This window comes from Gudongella ferriphila (assembly GCF_046224405.1).
Taxonomy (GTDB): Bacteria; Bacillota; Clostridia; order Tissierellales; family Tissierellaceae; genus Gudongella.
The window spans coordinates 16,307-39,612 of sequence record NZ_JBJXRK010000002.1; the positions used below are offsets into that span (position 1 = coordinate 16,307).

The 23,306-nt window shown below is 44.0% G+C and carries 21 protein-coding genes and 1 riboswitch; of the genes, 4 read left to right on the forward strand and 17 right to left on the reverse strand.

All coding sequences use genetic code 11. From position 1 onward, the window contains the following. Window positions 1-5: 5 nt before the first annotated feature. The 4 genes from buk to ACKVDP_RS02400 form a co-directional block, all read right to left on the reverse strand. On the reverse strand, window positions 6-1,067 hold the full coding sequence (gene buk / locus ACKVDP_RS02385; protein ID WP_409227203.1) for a butyrate kinase: 1,062 nt from the start codon (window positions 1,065-1,067) through the stop codon (window positions 6-8). Window positions 1,068-1,093: 26 nt separating this feature from the next. Beyond that, entirely contained in the window at window positions 1,094-2,314 is a 1,221-nt protein-coding gene (locus ACKVDP_RS02390) for an L-lactate MFS transporter (RefSeq protein WP_409227204.1), read from the reverse strand. Window positions 2,315-2,400: 86 nt separating this feature from the next. Continuing rightward, window positions 2,401-3,177 carry an IclR family transcriptional regulator gene (locus ACKVDP_RS02395; RefSeq protein WP_409227205.1) on the reverse strand — a complete coding sequence of 259 codons (777 nt, stop codon included), beginning with the start codon at window positions 3,175-3,177 and terminating at the stop codon, window positions 2,401-2,403. A 158-nt stretch (window positions 3,178-3,335) separates the two neighbouring features. Continuing rightward, a complete protein-coding gene (locus ACKVDP_RS02400) occupies window positions 3,336-4,946 on the reverse strand; it encodes a DEAD/DEAH box helicase (protein ID WP_409227206.1) in 1,611 nt (536 codons plus the stop codon). Between the two features lie 311 nt (window positions 4,947-5,257). Between ACKVDP_RS02400 and ACKVDP_RS02405 the strand changes: the two genes are divergently transcribed. Continuing rightward, window positions 5,258-6,667 (forward strand): sodium-dependent transporter, encoded by a 1,410-nt coding sequence (locus ACKVDP_RS02405; RefSeq protein ID WP_409227207.1) that lies wholly within the window; start codon window positions 5,258-5,260, stop codon window positions 6,665-6,667. Window positions 6,668-6,730: 63 nt separating this feature from the next. Here the strand turns inward: ACKVDP_RS02405 and rocF are convergent, their stop codons facing one another. Next, entirely contained in the window at window positions 6,731-7,642 is a 912-nt protein-coding gene (rocF, locus tag ACKVDP_RS02410; protein WP_409227208.1) for an arginase, read from the reverse strand. A 256-nt stretch (window positions 7,643-7,898) separates the two neighbouring features. Here rocF and ACKVDP_RS02415 point away from each other — a divergent pair, with 256 nt between their 5' ends. Then, a complete protein-coding gene (locus ACKVDP_RS02415; RefSeq protein ID WP_409227209.1) occupies window positions 7,899-9,455 on the forward strand; it encodes an ABC-F family ATP-binding cassette domain-containing protein in 1,557 nt (518 codons plus the stop codon). Window positions 9,456-9,478: 23 nt separating this feature from the next. Here the strand turns inward: ACKVDP_RS02415 and msrB are convergent, their stop codons facing one another. Continuing rightward, a complete protein-coding gene (msrB, locus tag ACKVDP_RS02420; protein ID WP_409227210.1) occupies window positions 9,479-9,934 on the reverse strand; it encodes a peptide-methionine (R)-S-oxide reductase MsrB in 456 nt (151 codons plus the stop codon). Between the two features lie 290 nt (window positions 9,935-10,224). On the opposite strand from msrB, the gene ACKVDP_RS02425 reads away from it, so the two are divergent. Beyond that, on the forward strand, window positions 10,225-10,962 hold the full coding sequence (locus ACKVDP_RS02425; RefSeq protein ID WP_409227211.1) for a hypothetical protein: 738 nt from the start codon (window positions 10,225-10,227) through the stop codon (window positions 10,960-10,962). Between the two features lie 133 nt (window positions 10,963-11,095). Continuing rightward, window positions 11,096-11,842 (forward strand): hypothetical protein, encoded by a 747-nt coding sequence (locus ACKVDP_RS02430; RefSeq protein WP_409227212.1) that lies wholly within the window; start codon window positions 11,096-11,098, stop codon window positions 11,840-11,842. 31 nt (window positions 11,843-11,873) lie between these two features. On the opposite strand, the gene ACKVDP_RS02435 is transcribed toward ACKVDP_RS02430, so the two are convergent. The 11 genes from ACKVDP_RS02435 to ACKVDP_RS02485 all read right to left on the reverse strand — a co-directional run bounded on the left by ACKVDP_RS02435 (window position 11,874) and on the right by ACKVDP_RS02485 (window position 23,302). Then, window positions 11,874-12,038, reverse strand: coding sequence for a DUF1328 domain-containing protein (locus ACKVDP_RS02435; protein WP_409227213.1), 165 nt, complete (start codon window positions 12,036-12,038; stop codon window positions 11,874-11,876). 84 nt (window positions 12,039-12,122) lie between these two features. Next, entirely contained in the window at window positions 12,123-13,037 is a 915-nt protein-coding gene (gene moaC, locus ACKVDP_RS02440; RefSeq protein WP_409227214.1) for a cyclic pyranopterin monophosphate synthase MoaC, read from the reverse strand. A gap of 3 nt (window positions 13,038-13,040) precedes the next feature. Then, complete coding sequence (gene moaA / locus ACKVDP_RS02445) at window positions 13,041-14,000, reverse strand: GTP 3',8-cyclase MoaA (RefSeq protein WP_409227215.1); 960 nt, start codon at window positions 13,998-14,000, stop codon at window positions 13,041-13,043. A gap of 10 nt (window positions 14,001-14,010) precedes the next feature. Next, a complete protein-coding gene (locus ACKVDP_RS02450) occupies window positions 14,011-15,897 on the reverse strand; it encodes a molybdopterin biosynthesis protein (RefSeq protein WP_409227216.1) in 1,887 nt (628 codons plus the stop codon). A 17-nt stretch (window positions 15,898-15,914) separates the two neighbouring features. Then, window positions 15,915-17,141: a molybdopterin molybdotransferase MoeA gene (locus tag ACKVDP_RS02455; protein ID WP_409227217.1), complete on the reverse strand. Its 1,227-nt coding sequence runs from the start codon at window positions 17,139-17,141 to the stop codon at window positions 15,915-15,917. Between the two features lie 47 nt (window positions 17,142-17,188). Beyond that, window positions 17,189-17,303: riboswitch (molybdenum cofactor riboswitch) on the reverse strand. Beyond that, a complete protein-coding gene (fdhD, locus tag ACKVDP_RS02460; RefSeq protein ID WP_409227218.1) occupies window positions 17,272-18,057 on the reverse strand; it encodes a formate dehydrogenase accessory sulfurtransferase FdhD in 786 nt (261 codons plus the stop codon). It overlaps the preceding riboswitch by 32 nt. Before the next feature lies 1 nt (window position 18,058). Continuing rightward, a complete protein-coding gene (mobA, locus tag ACKVDP_RS02465) occupies window positions 18,059-18,667 on the reverse strand; it encodes a molybdenum cofactor guanylyltransferase (protein WP_409227219.1) in 609 nt (202 codons plus the stop codon). Between the two features lie 2 nt (window positions 18,668-18,669). Beyond that, window positions 18,670-19,167: a MogA/MoaB family molybdenum cofactor biosynthesis protein gene (locus ACKVDP_RS02470; protein ID WP_409227220.1), complete on the reverse strand. Its 498-nt coding sequence runs from the start codon at window positions 19,165-19,167 to the stop codon at window positions 18,670-18,672. Window positions 19,168-19,169: 2 nt separating this feature from the next. Continuing rightward, complete coding sequence (locus tag ACKVDP_RS02475) at window positions 19,170-19,664, reverse strand: ferritin-like domain-containing protein (protein WP_409227221.1); 495 nt, start codon at window positions 19,662-19,664, stop codon at window positions 19,170-19,172. A gap of 11 nt (window positions 19,665-19,675) precedes the next feature. Then, the gene (fdhF, locus tag ACKVDP_RS02480; protein ID WP_409227222.1) at window positions 19,676-22,345 is read right to left on the reverse strand and encodes a formate dehydrogenase subunit alpha; all 2,670 of its coding nucleotides are present in this window, start codon (window positions 22,343-22,345) and stop codon (window positions 19,676-19,678) included. Continuing rightward, window positions 22,346-23,302 (reverse strand): 2Fe-2S iron-sulfur cluster-binding protein, encoded by a 957-nt coding sequence (locus ACKVDP_RS02485; protein ID WP_409227223.1) that lies wholly within the window; start codon window positions 23,300-23,302, stop codon window positions 22,346-22,348. Window positions 23,303-23,306: the final 4 nt, after the last annotated feature.

Below are 23,306 nucleotides of genomic sequence, written 5' to 3' on the forward strand. Positions count from 1 at the left end.
CTCCTTTATACATACTCCTTTGGTGTCTCCTGACCTGTAAAATATCTGATTGCACCCAGTGCCAAAGCTTCCATTTCCATCTCTCCAGGAATTATCTCAACTGGGGCAAGATAAGAAACCATCTTGGAGACTTCACTTGCAACGTGACTTGAGTAGGCAATTCCTCCTGTCAGTATTATCCTATCCACTTGTCCTGAGAGGGTAGCTCCATACATTGAGATCTCCTTTGATACCTGGTAGACAAAAGCATCCATTACCAATCTTGCCTTCTTGTGGCCTGACTCGATCATTCCCTCAATTTCAATCATGTCCTTGGTTCCAAGATAATCATACATTCCACCGGTATTGCTTATTTTGTCTATCATTTCAGATTCTGTATACTTTCCTGAATAACAGAGCTTTACCAGGGGATATGCCAAAAGACCGCCACTTCTTTCAGGTGAAAATGGCCCATCGCTTCGTCCACCACTTCCATCTATCATCTTCCCCCTCTTATGGGCTACAATTGATATTCCAGACCCAAGATGAGCAACAATGAAGTTAAAGTCCTTGTAATCACCTCCTAATTTTGCTGCGGTTTTTCTTGCAACAGCTTTGTGATTCAATGAATGTAGCCAACTTGCCTTTTCAATATCAGATATTCCTGTTATTCTGGAAACATCCTGAAATTCATCAACAGACACGGGATCCACAACCAGGGAAGGCACACCTAGCTCATCACCTATGGCCTTTGCCAAGACAGCACCCAGATTTGAAGCATGCTCCCCATTGATTGCACCTTCTAGGTCTTGTAGCATTCTGTCATTTACAGGATATATCCCTCCTTCCACAGGTTTCATCAAACCTCCCCTACCCACCACACAGCCCAGCTGATCCAAAGAGTAGTTGTTCTCTGCAAGAGCCTTTTCAATTAGTGACTTCCTGAAGGCGAACTGATGGAATACCGTTTCATAGTTTTCCAAATCTTCCTGTATGTGAGAAATACTCTTTTTAAAAACCTCTTTTTCCCCCTGGAACAATCCTATCTTTGTAGATGTCCCACCTGGATTGATTGTCAATATTAACATGATTCCCTCCTCTTAAAACGTTTATTTTATGCATCAATAGCTTTCAATCTTCCTTCCCTTGCGGGATTAAATGTTGCTGCAATACCAAGAGCCATTATCATAAGGACAGAAGCAGAAACAAATGCAAGCCTGTAGCTTGACAATGAGTCGAACATGACTGCTGCAACCATTGGTCCGATTGTTCCACCAAGACCCCAACCTGTATATACAAGTCCATAATTGATGCCGAAGTTATTCAAGCCATATATATCCGTGACTATTGAAGGGAAAAGAGGAAATGCGGCTCCGTAACAGGCTCCAGTCACGGCAACACCAATTGCCAGGGTCCCTGGTGTGGAATAGTACTGGAAGAGTAGCATATTCAGTGCCTGGATCCCAAATACCATCTTCATTAGGTTCACCCTTCCCATCCTATCGGACAACCTCCCTGCAATTATCCTTCCGGCAGTGTTGAATATCGATATAAGTATAACCAGGAGAAAACCTCCCTCCCATCCTGCCTGAACTTTTGCGATGTTGGTGATATGCCCTATGATCATGAGTCCAGCAGACGCTGAAAGACCAAGCATAAGCCAGAGTTTATAGAATCCTGGGGTGCAGACCATATCCCTCCACCCAATATCAAATGAATCGTGCATCTGTTTATTTATATTGGAACTCCCTTCCTGATAGACCTTAGGAGGATTCCTTAGAAACTGGGCCAAAACAGCTGATGCAAACAGGGCAGCCAGTCCAATGTAAATAAAGGTTTTTTCAACGCCTATGCCATTTATGAGCTTGTTGGTCAAAGGTGAATATAGGGTTGATGACAATCCAGCCCCTGCCACTACAATTCCCAGTACCTTTCCCTTTCTTTCTGGTGGATACCATTTGACTACTGGAGGTGACGTGGATGCATTTATTATCCCTATTCCTGTACCTGTGATTATTCCCATTGTCAGGACCAACCATACCGGGCTCATGAACATTCCTGAAAGTATGAGTCCTGAACCCATCAAAACCACACCAAGACTTGCAATTGCTCTTGGCCCTTTGGTATCCTGCAGCTTTCCGAATACCACCATGGCGATCACAAAAGATATTGTAAATGCCGTATAAGGCAAGGATGCCTGTTTGCTGGAAAAGCCATGATTTTCTATCAATGCTTTGCTTATAACGCTCCACATGTAGATTAACCCTGATATGAAATTTAGTGTTACAGCAGCCCACAAGACTTTATGTCGTGAGTAATCCTTCGATTTTTTCATTTTATCCTCCTTTTTTCGGAACATCGTTCCGATATTAAACCGTAAAGAAAAGTTCTTTGCCCCAAAGGACTTTCAGAACCTTCTTTTTACCTTATCTGTACAACTTCTTTGCTTACTAGATCCGATATCTCCAACAATTTTTCAATTTTTTCCTGAATCTTGTCATTCTTCATCCTAGCCGTGGGTCCCGATATGCTTATGGCAGCGACAGCCTCTCCATTTCTGTCAAGTATTGGCGCGCCTATACAATAAAGACCTATCTCCTGCTCCTCATTATCAATTGCATAGCCCTTTTCTCTTGTTTCAATTAGCTCCTTAACCAGGTCTTCATAGTTATCTATTGTACTTGGAGTATGCTTCCTAAATTCCATACCTGAAAGCTCATCCCAGTCTACTTCACTGTTGTATGCCAAAAGACACTTTCCAACTGATGATGAATAGGGCTCTGTGCTGGATCCTACGTTGGGATTTACGGACAAAACCTTGTCGTTATCAGATTCCTTAAGGATAATAATGCTTCTGTAGCCTCCCTCAGGATCTCTGTCTAGAATCGATGCATTAACTACCTCTCCAAATTCATCAAACAATTTCTTTGCAAAAGGTCTTATTACTTCAGCCAAGGACAGCTTCTCACCTATAAGAAGACCCATTGCATATATCTTTAGTCCAAACCAATATTTTTCATCCTTCTCATTCTTGTAGACAAATCCCTTCTTTTCAAGGGTCGCAAGAATTCTGTGAACAGTACTTTTATGTAAATCCAATTCTCTGCCTATTTCAGAAACCCCCATTCCATGGCCATTTCTGTACATAAGCAACAGTAAATCCAATGCCCTTTCAACGGACAGTATTGTTTCAGACATAAAAAACCTCCCACAAAATTGACACACGTTTTCCATAAGTTTATTCTGAATAATCAATCTTGTCAACCAGAATTTTATTCTGTTTTGTTTATTACCTCCGAGCAACCATCAAAAAACAGCCATAGGACAAGGTCCTGTGGCTGTTGCTTTTTAAAGGATTATTTTCTTTTGTTCTTCTTTTCGCTGGCTCTTTCAATCTTGACCTTATGGCCTTTGATTGTCTTGCCATTGAGTCCATTCATGACCACATCAGCATAGTTACCCTCAATCTCCATAAATGTGAACTTATCGTACACATCGATGTTACCAATAAGCTTCTTGCTTAGTCCAGTCTCCTGGAATATGGCTGAAAGCAAGTGTCTCGGGCTTATTCCCTGCTGTTTTCCAACGTTTACATGAACCCTTGTGCTGGTACCCTTTGACTTGTACTTCTTGGCTGTATCAACCATGTCCAGCTCCTGGTGGTTTTCCATCAGCTTGTTTTCCTCAAGGTACATCTTCAAAAGTGCGCTGGCGATGTCAAAGGAATTGTATTCCTCCTGAAGCAGTGTGTCTATCATTGAGGAGTGCTTTGCAATATCCTCTGAATCAATTGCCTCCCTGATCTTCCCAAGAATAGTGTCAGTATGCTGCTCCTTGATATCCTTCAAGGTTGGCAGGTCTCTTCTCTCTATTTTTGTCTTGGTGTATTTTTGAATGTCCTTAAGTTTGTAGATCTCCCTGCCTGAAACAAAGCTGAAAGCGGCTCCATCCCTACCGGCCCTTGCGGTTCTGCCGATTCTGTGCACGTAATACTCCTCATCCTGTGGGATATCGTAGTTTATTACCATGTCAACATCGTCAACATCCAAGCCCCTAGCAGCAACATCCGTCGCAACCAGGATGTCAATGGTTCCTTTCCTGAACTTACCCATAACATTGTCACGCTGATTCTGCTTTAGGTCTCCGTGAAGTGCATCGACGGAATATCCTCTGGCCTGGAGCTCTCCAGCAAGCTCATCAACCTTTCTCTTTGTGTTGCAGAAAACAATTGTAAGCTTTGGATTGTTTATATCAATAAGCCTGCTCAGTATTTCTGTCTTCATGTGCTGCTTCAGCTCAAAGTATGCCTGTTCCACCCTTGGAACCGTCATTTCCTTGTGAACTACCTTTATAAATTCCGGATTTGTCTGGTACCTTTCAGCAAATCTCCTGATTTCAGGAGGCATTGTAGCTGAAAAGAATATTGTCTGTCTCTCTTCAGGTATCTTGTTTATTACAAGTTCAATGTCATCCCTGAATCCCATGTCAAACATTTCATCCGCCTCGTCAAGTATCATCATACTCAATCCGCCCAGCTTCAAGGTTCTCCTGTTTATGTGGTCAATAACCCTTCCCGGGGTACCTACCACTATTTGAACTCCCTTTTTCAGAGCCTTTATCTGTCTGTCAATAGGCTGACCTCCGTATACCGGAAGTATATTCAAGCCCTTCTTGAACTTGCCCAGTTTGCTGATTTCCTGGGACACCTGTATTGATAACTCCCTTGTGGGACACAGTATCAGTGCCTGCACTGACTTATCATCTGTATTGACCTTCTCCAATATGGGAATGCCAAAGGCAGCCGTTTTACCTGTTCCTGTCTGTGCCTGCCCGATTATGTCCTTGCCCTCCATAAGTAATGGTATGGCCTGTGACTGTATCGGTGAGGCTTCCTCGAAACCCATGGTCCTTACAGCCTTTTTGATTTCCTCTGACAATTGCATTTCTTCGAATCTTAGTTTTTCCATTAAAATAATTTTCCTCCTTGTTGTTAACCTTATCAAGTATATATGCTAGAAGAGAAAAAAGCAACTTAATTTTTTAAGTTTTTTTAATAATTACTTCTTTAGTCTGTATTTCACACTGTATCGGGTTACATTAATTATCTAATTTAGTTAATTATTTGACAATTCGGAAAATAGCTTGTAGATTGTATTTTTGTATGATACACTGTGTATTGCGTCTAAAATATGTATATATTTTAGACGTCTTGTGTAGGGGGAGTCTCTTGCACATGACATTTAAATTATCATTACAACTAATTTTTAGGAGGGATCATATGCAACAACAAAGAGAAAACTGGGGATCCCGCCTTGGTTTTATCATGGCTGCAGCAGGTTCTGCCGTAGGCCTTGGTAACATATGGCGTTTCCCCTATACTGCCGGCGAAAACGGTGGTGGAGCATTTATTTTAATTTATCTGGGATTTGTATTTGTTATTGGAATCAGTGTAATGACAGCCGAATTGGCACTGGGAAGAAAAACCAGTCTGGCAGCTGTAGGGGCACTGAAGAGTCAAAACCGAAACTGGACCTTCGTAGGAGTTCTGGGGGTGCTTTCAGCATTCCTGATACTCGGCTTCTATCCAGTAGTTGGAGGTTGGTCCCTGGCATATATTGTCAAGTCTCTTTCGGGTATATTGGCAACTCCTGATACCATACCAGATGCATTTGGGATCTTTATATCCAATCCAGTTGAACCATTATTGTGGATGCTACTCTTTCTGGCAATGAATATCACAATCGTAGCCAAAGGAATTGCAGCTGGAATTGAAAAAGCCGGAAAAGTTCTAATGCCAATGCTTTTTGCACTCTTGGTTCTATTGGCAATAAGAAGTGTAACCCTTCCTGGCGCGGGGGATGGCATCGACTTTCTTTTAAAGCCCGACTTCAGCAAGGTTACAGCCACAACATTCCTGGCAGCCTTAGGACAGGCATTTTTCTCACTTAGCCTTGGAATGGGCATCATGCTGACATACGGCTCATATCTGGGAAAAGACCAAAACCTGCCACAGAATGCATTCATAATAACATCTATGGATACATTGGTAGCCATACTAGCGGGCTTGGCAATATTCCCAGCACTTTTTGCATTTGGACTAGAGCCTACAGCGGGAGCCGGACTTGTATTTGTTGTGGTACCAACCATCTTTGCCCATATGGGAGTTTTAGGTCCAGTATTTTCTACCCTGTTTTTCATAGCTCTGGCGGTAGCTGCACTAACATCCTCAATATCCCTATTGGAAACTGTAACAGCTTACTTCATAGACGAGAGGGGAATGGACCGTAAAAAGGCCGTTTATGGAATTGGTGCTTCCATGGTTGTAACAAATACCCTTGCATCCCTTTCACTTGGAGCAATGAGCGGAGTTTCAATCCTTGGGGTAGGATTCTTCGATTTCTTCGACATCCTTACTGACAAAATCTTCCTTGCCATAGGTGGCTTACTGATATCAGTGTTCGTTGGCTGGTTTATGAATAAGGAGGACCTAAGGGACGAGCTAACCAACCAAGGCAAGATAAGCTTTGGCCTCTTCAATGTATGGTACAATCTGATTAAATACGTTATTCCCATTGCCATATCCTTTGTAGCTGTGGCTGGAATAATATCAGTTACACAGACTGGTCTGATGCTGTTCGGACTTGCTCTGATCGTGTTTCTTGCCATATTCTCAAAGAAACTTGCATAATATTGCACAGGTTAAAAGCTACTGGAGAGTTTACCTCCCAGTAGCTTTTTTTCTATCCTTAAATTAAATCAACCATTCTCCCAACAGGGAGCCCATCAATGTAACTGCCGCCTGCGCCGTCTGATTCTTGTTGTCAATCAAGGGATTAACCTCAACAAACTCCGCACTGACCATCTTACCTGTCTGGGCAATCAGCTCAAGCCCAAGGTTGCTCTCCCTGAATGTCAAGCCTCCCGGGACCCTTGTTCCAGTTCCTTGAATATAAGCAGGGTCCAAGCTGTCAACATCGAAGCTTACGTGGAAGCCGTCTGTACCGTCAGTGGCAATTTCTATGGCCTTTTCCATGACCATGGTCATACCCCACTTGTCTATCTCATGCATTGTAAACACCGTTATCCCAAGCTCTTTCAACACCTCACGCTCACCTGCATCCAGGTCTCTGCAACCTATCAAAGCCACATTTTTGGGATCAATCTTATTTTCCTTGCCCCCTATTGAAGTGAGCACTTCATGTCCCATACCCAAGCTTACCGCCAAAGGCATTCCATGTATGTTCCCTGATGGGGATGTTTCTCCTGTATTCATATCTCCATGTGCATCAATCCAGATTATCCCAAGGTTTTTCTTGTGCTGTAGAACACCTGCTATTGTCCCAATAGCTATGCTGTGATCCCCCCCTATGACAAGAGGAAACCTTCCTGAAGCCATCTCCTGCTCAACTGTTTTGCATAGCTCTGAGTTTACCCTTGCAACCTCGTCCAGATTCTTAAGGTTTGTTCCAGGAGTTGATGACACTGCTTTTCTATCAGCGACAATATCACCCTTGTCTTCCACCTGGTATCCTATTTTCTGGAGCCTTTCAACTACCCCTGCATACCTCAGGGCAGCTGGTCCCAGGCTGACACCAGGTGTTCCCGCTCCCAGATCCATTGCCACTCCTATCAGTGACAGTTTTTCATTGATTGATGGTTTCATAATCTTACTCCTCCTCGTTTTGGCTATTAATAATAATTCCATATTAATTGTAAGTCATACCATAGGTTGTGTAAACGTTATCCTAAAAATAATCCCCTTACTGGTATATTAAAATTCAGTTTAACTATACCCTAGTCAGTCCTGCCATAAACCTGGAGGCTATAATGTAAAATCATTCGAAAATTTTCTTAAATGATTTAATTTTTTCCCTCAGTCATGTTATAATCATCTGAGTATTAATTGAAAGGAGCATACAATGAGTATTTTAACTGTAAAGAATCTCAATCACAGCTTTGGTGGCCGTGATATTTTGAAGGATGTCAACTTCCGCCTCCTTAAAGGAGAGCATGTAGGCTTGGTTGGGGCCAACGGAGAAGGAAAATCATCCTTTATGAATATAATAACAGGTAAGCTTGAATCTGATGAGGGTCAGGTGGAGTGGGCAAAAAGGGTTAGGGTTGGTTATCTGGACCAGCATGTTGTCCTCCAAAAGGGCATGACAATTAAGGATGTTCTTAAGACAGCCTTCAAGTACCTTTTCGATCTGGAGGAAGAGATGCAAAACCTATACATGAGGATGGCCGATGTGGACGAGAATGAGCTGGCTGAAATGCTGGAGGATGTTGGCACCATCCAGGATATCCTGGACCACAATGACTTCTACATCATAGACTCAAAAATAGATGAAACCTCAAGGGGACTTGGCCTTACGGACATCGGCCTTGACAAGGAGGTCAATCAGCTCAGCGGAGGACAGAGAACCAAGGTTCTGTTGGCAAAGCTTCTTCTTGAGAAGCCTGATATCCTTTTGCTGGATGAGCCTACCAACTACCTTGATGAAGACCATATTGAATGGTTGAAAAGGTATTTGAATGATTATGAAAATGCATTCCTGCTTATCTCCCACGATATACCGTTCCTCAACAGCGTGATCAACCTGGTCTATCATATAGAGGATCAGGAACTGAGTCGATATGTTGGGAACTACGACGACTTCCAAAAGGTGTATGAAGCCAAAAAAGTACAGCTGGAGGCTGCCTACAAAAAGCAGCAACAGGAGATTGCAGACCTTGAAGACTTTGTCCGCAGAAACAAGGCCAGAGTAGCCACAAGAAACATGGCCATGTCCCGACAGAAAAAGCTTGATAAGATGGATGTGATAGAGCTTTCAAAGGAGAAGCCAAAGCCTAAATTCAACTTCAAGGAGGGAAGAACTGCAGGGAAGGAAATCTTCAAGACCAAAGACCTTGTAATAGGATATGACGAGCCTCTTACCAAGGCGCTTGACCTTGTGATGGAAAGAGGTCAGAAGATTGCCCTAACCGGAGCCAATGGACTTGGAAAGACGACTCTCTTGAAGTCAATCCTAGGTCTAACACCCTCCTATTCAGGAGAGGTGGAGCTTGGACAGAATCTTGAAATCGGATATTTCGAGCAGGAGTCCTCAAGTGATAACCAAAACACCTGCATCGAGGAAATGTGGAAGGAATACCCAGGTTGGACCCAGTTTGAAATCAGGGCAGCACTGGCGCAGTGTGGTCTGATGACAAAGCATATCGAATCAAAGGTAATGGTTCTTAGCGGTGGAGAGCAGGCAAAGGTAAGGCTTTGCAAGATAATGAACAGGGAGACCAACATTCTTCTGCTTGATGAACCTACAAACCATCTGGATGTAGATGCAAAGGAGGAGCTTAAGAGAGCCCTCAAGGAGTACCGTGGCGGAATCCTGTTAATATCCCATGAGCCTGACTTTTATCGGGATGTAGCAACCGAGGTGTGGAATTGCGAAGGCTGGAGTAAAAAAATAGTATAAAGGGAGGCTAGCCTCCCTTTATACTATTTTTTGAACTGCTCCAGGTATTCCCCGTAACCTTCATCTTCCAACCGATCCTTTGGAATAAATCTCAGGGCTGCACCGTTTATACAGTATCTGAGCCCTCCCTTCTCCCTTGGACCATCTGTGAATACATGACCCAAATGGGAATCTCCATTGGTGCTTCTTACCTCTGTCCTTACCATCATATGGCTCAGATCCTTTTTCTCTTTTATATTCTCCTTTTCAATTGGCTTTGTAAAGCTTGGCCAGCCACAACCAGCATCGTATTTATCCTGTGATGAAAAAAGTGGTTCGCCGGATACAATGTCCACATAGATACCCTCTTCCGAGAATTTGTCATACTCACTTGAATATGGTCTTTCAGTGGCATTTTCCTGTGTGACTTTGTAGGATATTTCACTAAGTTTTTCTTTCAATTCTTTCTTAGATGGTTTTTCGTATATATTATCACTCACTTGTTTCCACCTCCTAGGTTGATTTATACCCAAAATATTAATTTTAATATAGTTTGAATATTCTGTTATTAATGAACTCAAGCTGTTTTATGCAAATGTTTTCACCCCCATTTTTACACGTTTTCCAGGGTGCAGTTACTCAGTTTTATCCTCCTAGCCTCTTCAAATACACGTTTTTAGGCAAATTATTTTTGTTGACATATACTAAACCCATAGTATATAATAAACTTACAACTTGACAACGAGTTGTAGGTTGTTGGTTGGAGCGTTATGGAAAGGAGGACATATATATGGTGCTTGGAAAGGGAAATTTATTAAAAAACAAACACACCAACATGGAGCTTGAAGAATATAAGATGAAATTATTGGGAAAAGATAGACTAAGAGAGGTCATTGATCTTCAGCAACATGTATATGATAATCTTCCAAACAAGGATGTACTCTACATTGATTCTTACGAGGACATGCTTTCGGATATGGAAGAAGGGGCAAAGGTCATCGGCGTTTTGAACAGCAGAGACCGTGTAATCGCATACAGATATATAGCATTTCCTGGGCAGGATAAAAGAAATATGGGCTATGACATAGGTTTGAGTCCAGAGGAGCTGAACAAGGTGGTGCACCTTGAAACAACTGTTGTGGATCCCAAGTACAGGGGCAACGACCTGCAAAATCTTACTCTGGGGGCAGCCAAGAAGATGGTCACCCAGGAAGGTTACAATCATTTCCTTTGTACTGTATCACCTTATAACTTCTTCAGTCTGTACAATATAATGAAGAACGGCCTAAAGATAAAGGCACTTAAGAGAAAATACGGTTCCTCAGAGGACGGAGACGATGGCCTGTGGAGATTCATTCTTCATAGCGACATGAAAAAACAGGTTCTTAATCCAGTTGATCTTGTAATTTCCAAGTGGGCGAACCTTGAGATGCAAAGAGATCTGATTGAGCAGGGATACATTGGCTACGAAATTAATAAGAAAGACCAACAGCTAAACTACATCAAGTTTGAGAAAGCCAATATTTAAAGCTCGGCTGCGGTTAGTGCCGTAGCGGGCTTTTTTAATTATAAAAAGATGATTCAAGTCTAATAGTTACAGAAAAAGCTTCCTTGATGATTTGTGGGGATGCTATTCTTATATTAATGATCGAGGTGATTTTGTGATAATTGAGGAAGGAAGACTAATCAGGGAAAGACATGGAGCACAGGAGATGGAAAGCTACGTGGCAAAGCTGGTTTCATACGAAGCCCTTGACCACATGGTTGATTTGATACAGAGGGTATACAATGCATTACCAAACAAGGAAGTGCTTTTTGTGGATTCCTATGAGGATATGAAGCAGGACCTTGACGAGGGTGCAAAGGTTATCGGCATTTACGGAGAGGAAAATCAGATGATTGCATATCGTTATGTTAGCTTCCCAGGACTTCAGGAAAGGAATCTCGGCCGTGATGTGGGACTGTCTGAGCATGAACTGGAGAAGCTCTGTCAACTGGAGACAACTGTTGTTGATCCTCCCTATAGGGGTAACAACCTTCAGTATATGACCCTTTCGCTGATGAAGCCCATCGTTGCAGCCGAGGGCTATAAGCATATGGCATGCACCATATCGCCATACAATTATTTCAGTGTCAACAATATTATGAGACATGGCTTGAAGATCAAGGACCTGAAGAAAAAATACGGGACCCTTCCCGATAACAGTGATGGAATCTGGCGTTACATCCTTCACGAAAGAATTGATAGAGAAGAAGACTTTGTAGTTGATAAAATGGTAAATGTACCAATGACAATGATCCAAAAGCAAAAGGAGCTTCTGGAGGCCGGATTTGTTGGCCACAGGCTTCACAGAGACCAATCATTGGATTATGTTCAATACTCCTCCTTACAGGAAAACTCCAGGTAATCCACCTGGAGTTTTCCTTTATAATATACATTTAAGGATTCAGTCTTTTCCCGAATATCAAGGATAAAACAAACAATACAAGGAAAACAAAGAACAAGATTTTAGCAATTTCAGTTGCCGCTCCTGCAATTCCCCCAAATCCCAGCACTGCTGCTACAAGTGCCACTACTATAAATATTATTGACCATCTCAACATTTACTATCCCTCCTAATTTTTTATGTAAATAGGAGTATATGTATTATATTCCCTAAAATATAAGACCTAAACAAAATGCCAGGACTAAAGTCCTGGCATATCTAGAATCTCTATGGTATCTCCCGGCTTGATTACGCCATCTCTAAGTACTTTTGTAAAAATTCCCTCCTTTGGCATTACACATTTGCCAACGGTTTTTGAGATGGCACAGCCTGAGTGACACTCCTTTCCAATCTGGGTCACTTCATGGAGTGTCTCCCCAATTCTCATCCTGGTTCCAACGGGAAGGTCATAAAGTATTATCCCTTCCGTTGTAAGATTTTCTGCAAAATCACCAAACTTTAGTCCCTGGACTCCAGCATCTTTCATCTTATCGAAGCTCTCCTTGCCCAACAGGCTTACCTGTCTGTGCCAGTCACCACTGTGTGCATCCCCCACCAGACCATGGTCTACCTTGAATTCACCATGTCCAACAGACTCCTTCACCACACCCTTCTTCTCTGATATGTTTACCGCTAGAACCTTTCCGAAGCCCTTTCTTCTAAAGGTTCCAGACTTTCCTCCAGTCTTTTCCATAAGCTTTATCTCCTCTATTGTCATCTCCTTGTCCATGGCCTTGCACATATCATAAATGGTCAAAGCGGCAATGCTGACAGCTGAAAGAGCTTCCATCTCAACCCCTGTCTTGCCTGTGGTCTTTACCTGGCCCTTTATTTCAACATATTCCTCTCCAACATTGAAGGTTATGTCTGCACCTGTAAGAAAGATATTGTGGCACATTGGTATCAGGTCACTTGTCCTTTTGGCACCCATGATTCCAGCTACCTGGGCAACACTTAATACATCTCCCTTGTCTACAAGACCTTCCTTTATTCTCCTGGCCGTTTCCCTTTTCATGTTTATTCTTCCATATGCAGTTGCCGTCCTCTTTGTATCCTCCTTGTCGCCCACCTGAACCATGTGGGCCCTGCCTTCTTCATTGAAGTGAGTTAGGTCCATTGTCTAACCTCCTATTTGATTCATGTTTCTGGTGATATATTTCTGGTCTTCCAAATGATGCTCCTCTTCCTTTGTGAGGATGGCCTCGCTGATTGCCTTTTCAAGATTCTCCCCATTTCTGAGAACCTTTTTCAGGTCTATCTCCCTGTTGGAATGAAGACAAAGCTTCAGCTTACCGGTTGCAGTAAGTCTTACACGGTTGCAGTTTGTGCAGAACTTGCAGGAGATTGGATTGATCAAACCAACCTTTCCCTTGCCCTCAGGCAGTTTGTAGTAGGTTGCTGGCGATGATGGATCATCTCTATCAACCTCTACAAGCTCCGGAATCCTTCTTAGTATTTCCTCATTTGAAATGAATCTTGACCTGGCAAATCCTGCTGCCTCACCAATTGGCATAAGTTCTATAAAACGCACATCAACGCCTCCATCTCTGGTCATTCCAACCAATTTAGGTATTTCATCATCGTTGAAGCCACCAATCAATACTGTATTGATCTTTATGGGTTTTATTCCCTTTGCCTTGGCATTCCCAATGGCTTTCAGCACCCTTGCAATATCTCCGCCACGGGTTATTTCCATATACTTTACCGGATCCAGGGTGTCAAGACTTATGTTCAGTCTCTTCACACCGGCATCCAGGAGTTCGTCCAAATAATCATCCAGCAATATTCCATTTGTCGTCAAAGTAACCTCCCTGACTCCCTCAAGGGCATTAACTCTTTTTATCAGGTCAACAGCCCCCTCCCTTACAAGAGGCTCACCTCCTGTAAATCTTATCTTATTGATTCCCAGGCTGACAAATGCCTCTGTTATCTCATAAAGCTCCTCAAGACTGAGCATGTCACAGTGGGGAATCTTGTTCTTGATCCCATCCTCTGGCATACAATACTCACATCTTAAATTACATCGGTCTGTTAGGGATATTCTTAAATAATTTATATCTCTACCAAATCTGTCCCTCATATGATCATCCCTATCCTATCCATATTATCTTACCTGTCTCTTCAAATCCGTATCCACCAAGTTGGCGTACCCGAGTCTGGAACTCCTCCGACTTAATCAAATGGATAAACTCCTTTATTTTCTCCATTTCCAAGGAATCTCCATGTACCAGAAAATCATAGTCCTCATTTGCAAGTGGAATAAAATCAAGGTCCATGGCCTTCGCTGCTGAATAGACTCCTAGTCCTGTTGTTGCTGTATTGTTCTTGACAGCTGCGGCAACAGCCATATGGGTTGTGAACTCCCTCTGGTAGCCCCTGATTTCTTCAGGTTTAAGGTTTTCCTTCTTCAGGTTGTAGTCCAGGAGGACCCTGGTGCCTGCACCTCTCTGCCTGTTTGCAAACACAACATCTTCCCTGATAAGGTCCCTGCAGTCCTTAATGTCACTTGGATTTCCCTTCTGGACTATGAAGCCCTGATTCCGTTGTATCCCCTTAATCAGAGCCATCCTCCTGCCAGGAAAATACTTCTTCACATAGCTTATGTTGTATTCACCGGTCTCCATGTCCAACAGATGTATCGGTGCCAGGTGACACTCGTCCCTTCTCAGTGAAAGTATCCCCCCCATGCTTCCCACATGGGATGAGGCTAGCTTCATCATGTCCGCAATCACATCCATTGCAATGTCATGACTACCAATTGAAAGAAGCTTGTCCCTGATGGATGAGATCGGCTTTAAGAGCTCGACTGTTATCCTGTCTCCTGCTTCGTATCCCTCCACATTCCTGGGTATGATACCAATTCCATCAGCCTTGACAAGACTCATGCTGACTCCTGCCCCTCCTGAAAGAGGAGTTGCAACAAGCTTATCCTTCACCATACCAAGAGTTACTCGTACCATTTCCTTGTTCTTTAATGAAGAAACCATCCTTCTGCTTAGTGTGGCTTCAGTGGTATCGTAAATCTCACCCTGATCCCCTTGAAACTTAAGTATCAATGGCTTGGCAAAGACATCAAACACCATGAATGCCGAAACCGGATACCCTGGTATCCCCATTACCGGCTTACCCTTGATTATTCCAAGGATCGTAGGTTTTCCAGGCTTCATTGCAACCCCATGAACCACAACCTTTCCAAGATCCTGAATTAGGTTAACGGTAAAATCCTTTGTTCCAGCTGCCGAGCCTGCATTAATGATGACCATATCATTTTCTTCCACAGCATCTAAGAGAAGCTGTTTAAGCTTTTCGTAGTCATCCTCCATGGGTGGATACCTTCTTGGGATTCCACCCAATGATTCCACTAGTCCTTTGAAAACATGTGAATTGGAGTCAATTATGGTCCCTTCCCTTACCTGGGATATGTTCTCCACGATTTCAGATCCGGTTGGTATTATTCCAATTCTCGGACTCTTATAGATACCTATCTTCTCAATCCCACCTGAAATGAGAGCCCCGATATCCATAGGACGTATCCTGTGCCTTGAGGGAAGTATCATCTCCGTTGCCACAATATCCTCTCCGATCTGCCTCACATGCTGATAGGGATAGGCCGGCCTTAGTATCTGAACCTTCCCCTCATCCTGCTGTAGGACATCCTCTATCATGATCACGGCATCATAGGGCTCGTTTATGGGATTGCCGGTATTGACATATTTAAAATCAGACCCTTCCATAAGAGTCAAGGGATTGCTTTCATTGGCACCCTCTGTCCCCTTTGAGGTAACCGCTATTCCATCCATTGCCGATGCGTTGTATGCAGGTGAGGATACCTTGGCATAAACAGCTTCCCAGGTTATCCTTCCAAGGGAATCATGGACTGGAACCTCTTCCATCTCCCCCTTGATTGAGAGCTCATCCAGGTAGGTGTCCATGGCCTTGTCAACAGCTACATTGTCTATATAAGTATTTCTTTCCATATTCACACCTCCCTGTGCTAAAACAGATATACCTCTCTCGTCTCGCCCTTGTTTATCCCTTCCTCGTGTTCAGCTATTACAATGTACCCGTCGGAGCTGGAAAGGAGGGTTATCATTCCTGACTTGCCAAAGCTTGGTGTGGCAAACATCTTTCCATCCTCTCTTTTCAACCTCACCATGTGGTAGGTCTCCTTTCCAGGGGATGATGGGAAGTTGTGTGTTGTTATTGCCTCAACCCTTCTAGCATCATAGGGAGCTTTCAGAAGACCCTGAATATAGGGCTGCACGATTGCCTTGAACACTACAATTGATGATACGGGGTGTCCAGGAAGACCCACAATAAGCTTGCCCTTCCCATCTCCAATGATTGTAGGTTTTCCAGGTTTTATGGAGATCCCATGTGCAAGAACCCCCTTTCCCTTAAGGTCTGTTATGACCTTATGGGTGTAGTCTCTGGTCCCCACTGAACTGCCACCTGAAAGAAGCACAACATCCGCATGCTGGAGAGCTCTTCTCACACCCTCAAGCAGAAGGTTATAGTTGTCCTTCACTATTTCACGTCCTGCCACCTCTCCCCCTATTTCCCTTATCATTGCAGAAAGTGCATAGGAGTTGATATCCCTTATTTTACCTATCTTGAGTTCTTCATCCAGATCTATTACCTCATCCCCTGTGGAGAGTATGTATACCTTGGGCTTTTTTATCACTCTGACATGACTAATCCCCAGGCTTGCCAACACTCCAATCTCATTGGGTCCGATCCTTCTACCTGCCTGGAGGGCCACTTCTCCTTTTTTTATGTCCTCGCCCCTAAAAACCATATTCTCTCCCTTGCTTATGGGTTTGAAGAGAAGCACGGTTTCCTCATCCATCTTTTCAGTATTCTCAATCATTATCATTCCAGTTGCGCCCTCTGGCATCATGCCCCCTGTGGGCACATACACGGCTTGACCGCTCCCTACTTGATGTTTTGGGGTCTCACCCATAAGGACCTCTCCAAGTACCTCCAGAATGCTTGGTATTGATTCTGTGGCACCATGGCTATCCTCAACAAGGACTGCATAGCCATCGACAGTTGACCTGTCGAATTCAGGCACATTTATCTCTGAAACAATATCATCAGAGAGCACCCTGCCCTGAGACTCCAGCAGGCTTACAAGTTCAGATTCCAACTGGTATTGCCCAAATTCATCTTTTATGAGTTCCCTGGCATCATCTACTGACACCACCTTAAAGAATTCCATGTAATTCCACCTTTCATGTGCGAAAAAAAAACAACCTGAAAGGAAGGTTGTCAAATAAACATCTTCCTTTCCAAACGGGAGGCTTCAGGATTTCTCCTTTACCCAACGGCATTGCTTCATGGCATCTGCTTTAGAAATCAATGCTCGGAAAATTTGTATATATATTCATTTTTACTCCCCTTGCAAATCCCACAAGGGTTATATTAAGCTCTCTTGCCAGCTCCACCGCCAAAGATGTTGGTGCAGACCTTGATATTACAACAGGAACTCCCCGTCTTGCTATCTTAATAAGCATTTCTGAGGAAATCCTTCCGGTGGTAAGGACCAGCTTATCCTCAAAGCTCTGGTTGTTGATATGTCCCCACCCAAGAATCTTGTCCAATGCGTTGTGTCTTCCAATGTCATCCCTGTGTACAAGAAGATTATCCCTGCTGCAGAGAGCGCAGCTGTGAACTCCTCCTGTTTCATTGAAAAGCTCACTGTGCCTATTGAATTCTCTCATTAATTGTACCACAGTTTCAGGTCTAATTCCCACAATTTTCTTTATTTTCCTACTTTTTGATGAATCCAAAACATTGTAGAAGGAGGAGCCCTTTCCACAGCCTGAGGTTATTGTTCTCTTGCCTCGCAGCCTGTCTCGCAAGGGCTTTTCTCTCACATCTGCCGCTATGTGGATGGTTCCCCTTTCCCTATCAAGATCCATATTGGATACCTCCTGGAAGGAGTCAATAAATCCCTCTGAAATTAGAAATCCAACCGCCAGCTCCCGGAGGTTCTCCGGAGTGCACAGCAAAGTGACTATCTCCTGGCCGTTCATATATAAGGTAAAGGGATACTCCCTTATGACCTTGTCCATAACAGTATCCCTGTGATTACCCTTGATTCTTATTATTTCAACATCTATCTTGTTTTCCATATCATGCACCATTGCCTTCATTCCTTTGCAGATATTCCTGTACATCCTCTCTTGTGTTGAGGTTGTAGAACATGTTCCAATCAGGACTGAACCTTCTTGCTTCCTTCTCAGGAACATACTCAACAGAATGTTCATCCAGCATTCTATGAATTGCCCTTCCACCTGAAGTCAAAAATCTTTCAATATGACCTGATAGGTCCTTTCTATAGAATGCATTAAAGGGTTCAATCCATTCCCCAAGTCTTGTGACGCAAGCCAAAGGATTAGAATTGGCAATTCTGTTCTTCATATACCTTACATATTCCAAATCAATTGAAGGCATGTCGCAGGCAACAACATAGGAATACCTGGAGGAAGCCATCAAAAGCCCCGCATGTATCCCCCCCAGCGGACCTTTACCCTCAATCACATCTCCGGTAATGATATCAGCCAGACCGATATAGTACTCAGGCTTGTTGGTTACTATGACTATCTCCTGAAATTCCTCGCGAAGCTTCTGAATAAGTGTCTCCACAAGGCTTCTTTCCTGGAATCTTATCAGCTGCTTGTCAAAGCCCATCCTTGTGCTTTTTCCACCTGCAAGTATTATGGCACTACCAAATTTTTTCATATCTAGTCCTCTTTTCTGGCACACTCCGAATCTCTGCCCGTCAGGATTTCAAGTCCATGGTCCACACTGTCAAGGCAAAACTCCAGGGATTCCCTGACAGCCTTGGGACTTCCAGGTAGGTTTATTATGAGAGTATTACCCCTGATTCCGGCAGTTGCACGGGAAAGCATAGCCCTTGGGGTGATCTTTAGGCTGAAGTATCTTATGGCTTCTGTGATTCCAGGTGCCATCCTTTCACATACCTGGATAGTGGCCTCTGGCGTAACATCCCTTTTGCTGAAGCCAGTTCCCCCTGTTGTGAGTATCAGCTCAACATCCAGGTTATCAGCCATATTGATCATTTCCTCCGCCAAAAGGTCCTTTTCATCAGGCAGGATCACCTGCCTGATGACCTGATAGCCCTTCTGCTCCACCATTTCCTTTATTACAGCTCCGGATACATCCTCTCTATGTCCAGTTGCTCCCTTGTCGCTTGATGTTATTATACCCACTCTAAACATTTCTAGCCTCCCCACGGAAGTGTCATATACTCCTTCATTCTTCTGTCATACTCTGCTTTGAATAGCCTTTCGTGACCTTCCTCCCATTTGGAAAGCTTTTGGAATATTTTCTTGATACCTTCATCATCAGCATTCTGGGCTGCATTTTCATAAAACTCCTTGTAGTCCCTTTCAATAAGGTAGGCCATCCTGAGAATAGTCAGGTCTGGGATATCGGACTCCCTTAGGGTTGCCTCTATGTGCTCCGATTCCTCTCTGGCCTTGAAGATGTCCTCTTCCCGTTCCATCACCTGGTCACTTGTATCGAAGGTCTCGTTTTCCAAGTAGCTGTCCAGCTGCTTTTTAAGGTACTCGTAATGCTCCATTTCAGTTTCTGCCAAGGTGAGGAACAGCTTCCTTGTGGTGGCATTTGAAAACTTGTCAGCCTTCTCTTTGAAAAAGTTGCTCCCATCAAGCTCCATCTGCATTGCATATTTAATTACCTGCTCGTATTTCATCCTATTCACCTCTATGCTTTCTCAATTCTTACTGCGGCTACCTTCAGTTCAGGAATCTTGGCTATTTCGTCAATCGCACTATTGGTAAGTATATTGGCCTTTCCTTCAGTGTAGTGGAATGGCATGAACACAACCCCATCATCTATTATGTCAGTTATAAGGGCGGTTGTTTCAACCTCTCCACGTCTTGAATATATCCTGACTCTGTCGCCATCTTCAATTCCAAGCTTGTTGGCTGTGACTTCATTTATTTCCACGTATGAATGAGGTGCCAATTTGTTCAGGCCATCCTCTCTACCAGTCATGGTCATTGTATGGTAATGGTACAATATCCTTCCGGTTGTAAGGATCAATGGATATTCATCACTTGTAATCTCGGCACTTGCCACGTGCTCTGCAGGCATGAATAGTCCCCTCCCCCTTGCGATTGCAGCCTTGTGAAGATACTTTGTACCGGGGTGATTCTCATCAAGAACCGGCCATTGAAGACTCTCCCTCTCAAGCCTCTTGTATGTCACCCCTCTGTAGGATGGAGTCAGGGATGCAATCTCTGCCATTATCCTGGCAGGATGTGAGTACCTAGTTTCATCTCCCATCCTGTTCATTATATCCATAAGGATTATCCAGTCTGCCTTGGCTTCTCCCGGTGCATCCACTGCCTTTCTGACCCTCTGGATTCTTCTTTCGGTGTTTGTGAAGGTTCCATCCTTCTCTGCAAACGCTGCAGCTGGAAGGACAACATCTGCCATTGCTGCAGTCTCTGTCAGGAATATATCCTGAACAACCAGAAAGTCTACATGCTGGAGAACGTGGTCTACATGGTTGGTGTCAGGGTCTGATACCATTGGATTCTCTCCCATGATATACAGGAACTTCACCTGGTCCTCCTGGATTGCCTTGAACATTTCCGTTATGGTAAGTCCCACCTTGCTGGATAGCTTGCTACCCCAACTGTCCTGGAACTTGTCCAGTACCTCAGGCTTGAACACCTTCTGGTAGCCTGGAAGGTCCGCGGGTAGTCCACCCATGTCACAAGCTCCCTGAACGTTGTTCTGTCCCCTGAGGGGATTGACTCCTGCTGATTCAACTCCCACATTTCCACAAAGTAGAGCAAGGTTTGAAATGCTCATTACAGCATGGGTCCCTGTTGTATGCTGCGTCACTCCCATGGTGTAGTAGATTCCGGCCTTGGCAGCCTCACCATATATCTCTGCAGCCTTTATGATATCCTGGGGATTCAAACCGCAAATCTCTGCAACCCTTTCAGGGGTGTAGCCCTTGACAAGTTCCTTCAACTCTTCGTAGTTCTCTGTTCTCTCATTGATGTAGGATTCATCCTGAAGCCCCTTCTCAATGATCACATGCATAAGCCCGTTCAACAGGGCGATATTTGTTCCCGGCTTTAGCTGAAGGAAAACATCAGCATATTCCGCCATCTCAATTCTTCTTGGGTCCGCCACTATCATCTTTGCTCCAGCTTTTCTAGCCTGCTTCATTATGGCAGCTATTACTGGATGGTTTTCTGATGTGTTTGAACCTATTATGAATATTGCATCTGTATTCTTGATCTCCTGAATGCTGTTTGTCATTGCTCCGCTTCCCAGTGTGATTGCAAGACCTGCAACCGTTGAAGCATGTCAGAGGCGGGCGCAGTGGTCAACGTTGTTGGTACCCAGGGTTGACCTGAACAGCTTCTGGAACATATAGTTATCCTCATTTGTACATCTTGCCGAGGTCAGACCTGCAAATGCATCAGAGCCGAATTCTCCCTTCACCTCTTTCATCTTTGAGGTGATCACATCCAAGGCTTCTTCCCAGGTCGTCTCAACAAGGACTCCATTCTTTCTCACCATTGGCATTTTAAGCCTGTCCGGATGAGAAAGGAAGTTATATGAGAACTTGCCCTTAACACACAACAGTCCTTCGTTGTGGGCATCAAACGCAGGCTGAACCTCAACTATTTCGTTTCCCTTTACCTTAAGGTCCATTTGGCAGCCCACTCCGCAGTAGGAGCATGTTGTTCTGACAGTCCTGGTCTCCCAGTGTCTGAACTTCTTCTTGCTCTTTGGTTCAAGGGCTCCCACAGGGCAAACTGAAACACAGTTTCCGCAGGATACACAGGTTGAATTTTCAAGCCCTTCTCCGAAAGGAGTGGATACAAGGGTATCAAATCCCCTGTTTTCAAAACCAATGGCATTGGTTCCCTGAAGCTCATCGCATACCCTGACACACAAGCCACAAAGGATGCATTTTCTGGCATCAAATGTATAAAAGGGATTTGTGTCATCAAAATATGGCTTGCTCATTTCCCATCTGTAGGTTCCTTCTGTGATTCCATACTCGTAGCAGTAGTCCTGAAGCTTGCATCCACCCGATTTCTCACAGGTGAGACACTCCAGCGGATGGTTGGATATTAGCATGTCAAGTAAGTCCTGTCTTGCCTTTACAACCCTTTCGCTATGAGTATGTATTACCATTCCTTCCCTCACCTGGGTTGTGCAGGCTGTGTGAAGCTTTCCCCAGCCCTCTATCTCCACCTGGCAAAGTCTGCAGGATCCGGAGGGAACAAGCCTTTCATCATTGCACAGTGCGGGGATATCTATCCCTATTTCACTGCAGGCTTTAAGGACAGTTGTGCCTTTTTCAAATTCATAGTCTTTACCGTTTATTGTTACCTGCATCTACTCTTCCCCCTCTCCACTGTTGTTGGATCCTTCAAGTCGTTCTATTTTCTCAAGGAGCTCAGTGATTTGAAGAGCCTTATCCCATGTTGTCTTCTCAAACGATTTGTCCAGCTTTCTATATGGCGCATCCGGGTTATCCAGATACTTAAGCTCAGTTGTAAGTCTTCCCTTCAGACACAATGGTCTCCCGTTTGTTGGTGCCTTAGCAACCACTGAAACAGGTTTTCTGTCCATGGATCTCACTTCAAATTCACATCCGTATTCACAGGCCTTACAACCCACAATTTTAGTTTCTGCCTCCCAGGATCTGATTTTTCCCATGTCCCTCTTGTCAACGAGAGCACCCACTGGACAGACTGCAACACAGCGGTTGCAGGAAACACAAGGAGATTCCTCAATTGACTCATCCGCTCCAAATATGACCCTGGTCTCGTAGCCTCTTTCCGCAAATGATAGCACCTGTCTGTCGGATACCTGGGCACAGGTCATAACGCATTTTCCGCAAAGGATACACTTGCTGTTGTCCCTCAATATGTATGGACTGGTTGTATCCAGAAGCTGGGGTCTCATTTCACCCTCGTGTTTTCTAAAATTCACATCATATCTGTATGCATAGCCCTGCAGCAAACATTCCCCTGCCTTGTGACAGGTCAAGCAGTCATTTGGATGGCTGTCCAAAAGCATCTGTAGGGTCTGCTTCCTGTTCCAGACCACCTTTTCAGTTTCAGTGTGAACAACCATTCCATCCTTAACCAGGGTGGAACAGGCTGTCTGAAGCTTCTTGCTTCCCTCTATCTCAACAATGCACATCCTGCATGCCCCGAATATTTCAAGGGTCTCATCATAGCATAGGGCAGGAATATCGATTCCCACAGTTTTCGCTGCCTGCAGGACGGTCAGCTGATTTGATACCTCAGCTATTTTACCATCTATTGTTAGCTTTACTGTACTCATATTC